Annotated in this window: 5 protein-coding genes and 1 pseudogene; 4 read left to right on the forward strand and 2 right to left on the reverse strand. The window is 73.9% G+C overall.

What is annotated here, in order from left to right; genetic code table 11:
* Positions 1-62 precede the first annotated feature (62 nt).
* Positions 63-385 (reverse strand): annotated as a pseudogene (locus tag VR44_RS33125) (hypothetical protein); the annotation flags it as partial.
* 362 nt (positions 386-747) lie between these two features.
* Here VR44_RS33125 and VR44_RS33130 point away from each other — a divergent pair.
* Genes VR44_RS33130 through VR44_RS33145 form a run of 4 tightly spaced genes read left to right on the forward strand, consistent with a single transcriptional unit; the run spans position 748 to position 5,218 of the window.
* The gene (locus VR44_RS33130) at positions 748-3,702 is read left to right on the forward strand and encodes a sensor histidine kinase (RefSeq protein WP_045951335.1); all 2,955 of its coding nucleotides are present in this window, start codon (positions 748-750) and stop codon (positions 3,700-3,702) included.
* Positions 3,699-4,136 carry a roadblock/LC7 domain-containing protein gene (locus VR44_RS33135; RefSeq protein WP_045951336.1) on the forward strand — a complete coding sequence of 146 codons (438 nt, stop codon included), beginning with the start codon at positions 3,699-3,701 and terminating at the stop codon, positions 4,134-4,136. The genes VR44_RS33130 and VR44_RS33135 overlap by 4 nt, the downstream gene beginning before the upstream one ends.
* 10 nt (positions 4,137-4,146) lie before the next feature.
* Entirely contained in the window at positions 4,147-4,611 is a 465-nt protein-coding gene (locus tag VR44_RS33140; protein ID WP_045951337.1) for a DUF742 domain-containing protein, read from the forward strand.
* Positions 4,592-5,218: a GTP-binding protein gene (locus tag VR44_RS33145; protein WP_045951338.1), complete on the forward strand. Its 627-nt coding sequence runs from the start codon at positions 4,592-4,594 to the stop codon at positions 5,216-5,218. Before VR44_RS33140 ends, VR44_RS33145 begins: the two co-directional genes overlap by 20 nt.
* Positions 5,219-5,448: 230 nt before the next feature.
* Here VR44_RS33145 and VR44_RS33150 read toward each other — a convergent pair.
* Positions 5,449-6,583, reverse strand: a 1,135-nt coding sequence (locus VR44_RS33150) for a lipid-transfer protein (protein ID WP_045951339.1), incomplete at its 5' end; no start/stop codon positions are given.

The following is a 6,583-nucleotide window of genomic DNA, read 5'->3' on the forward strand; positions in this document are numbered from 1 at the left end:
GGAGACGGCTCCGCGCAGCGGCACCCGCACCGCGCTCCCGCCAGGCCCCCTCAATCCCCCCAAGCGGCACTACTCGGCTCAGAAACCACCCCATACCGCTGATTCCACATCTGCCGCGTGATCCACACATCCAGCACGGCCCACGTGGCCACCACCGTCCCCGCTATCCCCCCGAGAATCATCGGCAGCGCCAGCCACGACCCCGTCAGCACCAGGAAGAACGTCACCGACGCCTCCGTCAGCGTCACCGCCACGATCAGCACCGCCCGCACCGCCGACGCCCGCACGGATCCGGCAGGCGCCGCCGCCGGGCCGGCTCCTCCACCCACAGCCCCCGCCCGGGGGTCAACGCCCCGGGCCGGCCGTCGTCCTCGTAAACCCTCATGCTCCGCTCCACTGGCCCCTCGCCCCCTCACCGCACAACGACCGCCCCACGCACCGAGGTTCCCGGAGATTCCCGCATCCCGGACGCACCCCCGCCCCCACCCGGTTCCGGATCAAAGAGTTCCAGCCATCCATCCCGGCAGGGGAACTGACACCCCACCAAGTGTCATCTGCCACAAATCGGCCCTGACTTGACCGGAAGTATCGGACAACTCGTGATCTTCGTCGAGGGGCCAGGCCGAAAACGTCCGGACACGCCTTCGAAGCCGCTGCGCGGCAGTAGTAGGCTCACGCCGTTTGGACGAAGGAACACGGAACACCGACCCCGCGCAACGGGGTTGACCTGGGGGGGCTGGGGAGGCCATGCGCTTTCGCGGGAAGTCGATCCGCCGGAAGATCGTGGCGTTGCTGCTGGTGCCGCTCGTCTCCCTGACCGCGCTCTGGGGCTTCTCCACGGCCATCACCGGCCGTGAGGCAGTGCAGTTGCTCGACGTCGCCTACGTCATCGGCAAGGTCGGCTACCCCATCGAGGACGTCGTCCGCGTCATCCAGAAGGAGCGCCGCCAGACCCTCGTCGTCCTCGGCGACCCCCGCGCCGTCGCGGCCACCGCCGAGCTCGCCAAGAGCCGCGCCGCCACCGACGAGATGGTCCGCCAGATCACCGCGAACGCGACCGACACCGAGGTCCTCGACGAGCTCAGCTCCTCCGCCCGGCAGCGTCTGGGCTCGATCCTCGACGCCTTCCACGGCATCGCCGCCCTGCGCCGCTCCGTGGACGCCAGCGACCTCGACCCCGCCCAGGCCCTCGACCTCTACAGCCGGCTCGTCGACCCCTGCTACGACTTCCTCATGAACCTCCACGCCCTGGAGAACGTGGAGATGGACAAGCAGGGCCGCGCCCTCGTCGGCATCACCCGCGCCCGCGAGACCCTCTCGCGCGAGGACGCGGTCATCGCCTCCACCCTCGCCGCGGGCAACGTCACCACCGGCGACGTCCGCCGCGTCTCCGCCTTCGTCGCCAACCGCGGCCTGCTCTACGACTTCAACCTCGCGATCCTCCCGGCCGACGACCGCAAGCTCTTCGAGCAGTACTGGACCGGCCCCGAGAGCAAGGCCCTGCGTGACGCGGAGGAACGGTTCATCACCGCGGGCGCCGTCAAGAACCCGCGCACCGTCACCGCCGCCCAGTGGGACGAGGCCGCCCGCAAGGTCCTCGACGACCTCGCCACCATGGGCACCGCCGCCGGCGACCGCTACCAGGACCGCGTCGAACCCGTCGCGAAGAGCGTCCTCGTCCAGGCCGCCCTCGCCGGCGTCCTCGGTTTCATCGCCCTCGCCTTCTCCCTCTTCCTGTCCGTCCGCATCGGCCGCGACCTGATCCGCGACCTCTCCCAGCTCCGCAAGGACGCCACCGAGGCCTCCGGCGTCCGCCTGCCCAGCGTGATGCGGCGCCTCGCCGCCGGCGAGACCGTGGACGTGGAGACCGAGGCGCCCCGCCTGGAGTTCGAGAAGGACGAGGTCGGCCAGGTCGCCCTGGCCCTCAACAGCCTCCAGCGCGCCGCCGTGGAGGCCGCCGTCAAGCAGGCGGAGCTCCGTCGCGGCGTCTCCGAGGTGTTCGTCAACCTGGCCCGCCGCAACCAGGTGCTGCTGCACCGTCAGCTGACCCTCCTCGACACCATGGAACGGCGCACCGAGGACGCCGAGGAACTCGCCGACCTCTTCCGCCTCGACCACATGACCACCCGCATGCGCCGCCACGCCGAGGGCCTGGTGATCCTCTCCGGCGCCGCCCCCTCCCGCCAGTGGCGCAAGCCCGTCCAGCTGATGGACGTCGTACGGGCCGCCGTCGCCGAGGTCGAGGACTACGAGCGCATCGAGGTGCGCCGCCTGCCGCGCATCGGCATCGAGGGCCCGGCCGTCGCCGACGTCACCCACCTCGTCGCCGAACTCCTGGAGAACGCGACGGTGTTCTCGCCCCCGCACACCGCCGTCCAGGTCCACGGCGAACGCGTCGCCAACGGCTTCACCCTGGAGATCCACGACCGCGGCCTCGGCATGAACCCCGAAGCCCTGCTCGACGCCAACCTCCGGCTCGCCGAGACCCCCGAGTTCGAGCTCTCCGACACCGACCGCCTCGGCCTGTTCGTCGTCAGCCGCCTCGCGCGCCGCCACGGCATCAAGGTGGCCCTCCAGCCCAGCCCGTACGGGGGCACCACCGCCGTGGTCTTCCTCCCGGCCGAGCTTCTCACCGACGCCCCCGACACCAACGGCACCGGCATCCGCCTCGACGCCGTACGGGCCGCGAAGGGCCCCGCGGCGGTCAAGGGCCCCGCGGCGGTCAAGGGCGTCAAGACCGCCCCCGGCGCCAGGGGCTCCGGCCGGTCGGCGTCCTCCACCCTCGACCGCGCCACGTCGGCCCGTCCGCTGCCCGCCGGAGTGCTCAACGGCCCGGTCGAGCTCGAAGGCCCGCTCGGCCTCCTCGGCCTGGAGGGGCCGGACGGCCTCGACGGGATCGACGACCTGGACGACACCATCACCGGCATCGCCGGGGTCGGCGGCCGCCCGCCCATGGCCAGCCTCGACGACGAGACCCCGCCCGGCGGCACCCCGCGCAGCGCCCTGCTGGGCCTGGGCTCGGCCGGCCGCCCCGACGCCGACCGGCGGGGCGCCGAGCGCGGCACCTGGAAGGGCGACCGCACGGGTGACGGCAGCGCCGAGCGCCACCGCGACTGGGGCCGCCCCCGCGACACCGGCCAGGACGCCGGACCCGAACGGGCACCCCGCACCCGGGGCGCCGCCGACCGCGGCCGCGGCGCCGACCGCGATCCCCAGGCCCCCACGGGCCCGGTCCGCGCCGAGCGCCCGCACCTGGACGCCGTCCGCCCCGACGGCCCCCGCTCCGGAGCCGTCCCGCTGCCCCGCCGACGCCCCACCCCGACCCTGGTCGCCGAACACGGCCGCCGTGTCGACCCCCGCCCGGCCGCGACCCCCGCGGACCGGCCGCGGACCGGCCCCGAGGAGCCCCGTACGGCACCCGGCCCGGGCGGCCTGCCCCGCCGGGTCCGCCAGGCGAACCTCGCACCCCAGCTGAAGAAAGCCCCGGCCCCCGCCGAGCCCGAAGCCTCCGCGCCGCCGAACGACCGCGAAGCCGAGGACGTACGCGCCCGCATGTCCGCCCTCCAGCGCGGGTGGACGGCCGGGCGCAGGGAACACGCAGCACAGCAGTCCCAGCATCAGGCACCACAGCAGTCCGAGACCGGGGACGGCACCTCCGCCGCCACCGATCCCGCGCACGAGAACGAAGGGGACGGTCGATGACCGCACCGCAGAACGGAAACGACAGCAGGGGCCGCGGCCCCGGTCCGCTCAACTGGCTCCTGGACGAACTCGTCGACAAGGTCGCCAGCATCCGCAAGGCGGTGGTCCTCTCCGGCGACGGCCTGCCCACGGGCAGCTCCAAGGACCTGACCCGCGAGGACAGCGAACACCTGGCGGCCGTGGCCTCCGGCTTCCACAGCCTGGCCAAGGGCGTCGGCCGGCACTTCGAATCCGGCCGGGTCCGCCAGACCGTCGTCGAGCTGGACGAGGCCTTCCTGTTCGTGATGGCCGCCGGAGACGGCAGCTGCCTGGCCGTGCTCTCCGACGCCGACTCCGACGTCGGCCAGGTCGCGTACGAGATGACCCTCATGGTCAAGCGCGTCGGCGACCACCTGGCGACCGCCCCGCGCACCGGGCTGCCAGCCGGAGGGTGAGTCGGACCGTATGAGCGATCCAGGCCACGAAAACCTCCCGGACTCCCCGCCGCCCGCCGGGCCCCCCGCCGAGACCACCGGCGCGGAGCCCGCGGGCGGCCACCCGCACTGGTTCGACGACGAAGCGGGGCCGGTCGTACGCCCGTACGCCATGACCCGCGGCCGGACCCGCCATGCCGCCCAGCACCGCCTCGACCTGATCGCGCTGGTCGTCGCCGAACCGGCGGCCGACGATCCGGTGTGGGACCTGACCCTGTCCCCGGAACACGCCCACATCCTGGAGCTGTGCCGGGAACGCCCCCAGTCGGTCGCCGAGCTCGCCGCGGAACTGGACCTCGCCATCGGTGTGGTCCGGGTCCTCATCGGCGACCTCGTCGACGACGCCCTGGTCCACGTGAACCGGCCGGTCCCGCCGGCCGAACTGCCCGACGAATCCATTCTGCGTGAGGTGATCGATGGCCTTCGGGCGCTCTAGCCGCACCGGTGCGATGCACGCCGTCTCACCGGTCGAACCGCTGACTCTGAAGATCCTGGTCGCGGGAGGCTTCGGGGCCGGCAAGACCACCCTGGTCAGCGCGGTGAGCGAGATCCGTCCGCTGCGCACGGAGGAGACGCTCTCCGAACCGGGCGCCGGCGTCGACGACACCGGGGGAGTGGAGGGGAAGAGCACCACGACCGTGGCCATGGACTTCGGCCGCATCACCCTCCGCGAGGACCTCGTGCTCTACCTCTTCGGCACCCCCGGACAGGACCGCTTCTGGTTCCTGTGGGACGAGCTCTCGCAGGGCTCGCTCGGCGCCGTCGTGCTCGCCGACACCCGCCGGCTCGCCGACTGCTTCGCCGCCGTCGACTACTTCGAGCGGCGCGGCCTGCCCTTCCTCGTCGCGGTCAACTGCTTCGACGGGGCCGAACGCCACCCCGTGGTGACCATCCGCGAGGCACTCGACCTCGACCCCGAGGTGCCGGTGCTGCTCTGCGACGCCCGCGACCGCGAATCGGTCAAGGACGTGCTGGTCGGAGTCGTGGAACACGCCATGTCGCTGGCCCGGGCCCGAAGGGCCGGCCTGACGGCCGGAGCCTGACCGGACGGCACGCGTGGAGGCGGCCCGTACCCCCGCCGACTGGGGTACGGACCGCGGCTCTCATGGGGGGCTGCGGAAGTCCCGGGGGTCGCGGCGCGGGACCGTGGGGAGAGTGTGAACCCGCCGCCCGGGAGCGTCAAGGACCCCGGCGGCAGCACTTGCGCCCGGCCCGCCGCGCCCTCCCGCCGGCGCCCGCCCCGGCCGGAGGGCGGGGCGCGAGCCGGCCCCTCTCAGCGCACCGCCACGACGGCCGACCCGTGCCCGAACAGCCCCTGGTTCGCGGTGATCCCGACCCGCGCCCCCGGCACCTGCCGCGCCCCGGCCGTCCCCCGCAACTGCCAGGTCAGCTCGCACACCTGGGCGATGGCCTGCGCCGGCACCGCCTCCCCGAAGGAGGCCAGCCCACCGCTCACGTTGACGGGCACCCGCCCGCCGAGCGAGGTCGCCCCCTCCCGCAGGAGCTTGGCCCCCTCGCCCTCGCCGCACAGGCCGATGTCCTCGTACCACTCCAGCTCCAGCGCCGTCGACAGGTCGTACACCTCGGCCAGCGACAGGTCCTCCGGCCCCAGCCCCGCCTCCTCGTACGCCGCCCGGGCGATCGAAGCCCGGAACGATCCCTCCGCCGGCCGCACCGCCACCACCGAATCGGTCGCGATGTCCGGCAGGTCCAGCACGGTACGCGGATACGTGGGCGTCACCGTCGACACCGCCCGGATCCGCACCGGATCCGCCACCCCGCGCGCCCGCGCGAACTCCATGCTGCACAGCACCAGGGCCGCGCCCCCGTCGGAGGTCGCGCAGATGTCCAGCAGCCGCAGCGGATCCGCGACCACCGCGGAGGCCGCCACCTCCCCGGCCGTCACCGCCTTGCGGTAGCGGGCGTTCGGATTGAGCGCCCCGGCCGCCGAGTTCTTCACCTTGACCTGCGCGAAGTCCTCCCCGGTGTCCCCGTACAGCGCCATCCGGCGCCGCGCGTACAGCGCGAAGTACGCCGGGTTCGTCGCCCCCAGCACCCGGAACCGCAGCCAGTCCGGATCGTCCGGCCGGTCGCCTCCGGCCGGGGCGAAGAACCCCTTCGGCGCGGCGTCCGCGCCCACCACCAGCACCACGTCCGCCAGCCCGGCCAGGATCTGCGCCCGGGCCGCCCCGATGGCCTGGGCCCCGGAGGCGCAGGCCGCGTAGACGCTGGTCACCCGGGCGCCCTGCCAGCCGAGCGCCCGCGCGAAGGTGGCTCCGGCGACATAGCCCGGGTACCCGCCGCGCACGGTGTCGGCGCCGACCACCGCCTCCACGTCGGTCCACTCCAGCCCGGCGTCGGCGAGCGCGGCGGTGGCGGCGGCCCGCCCGTACTCGACGAAGCTGCGG

Source organism: Streptomyces katrae (assembly GCF_000966975.1).
Taxonomy (GTDB): domain Bacteria; phylum Actinomycetota; class Actinomycetes; order Streptomycetales; family Streptomycetaceae; genus Streptomyces; species Streptomyces katrae.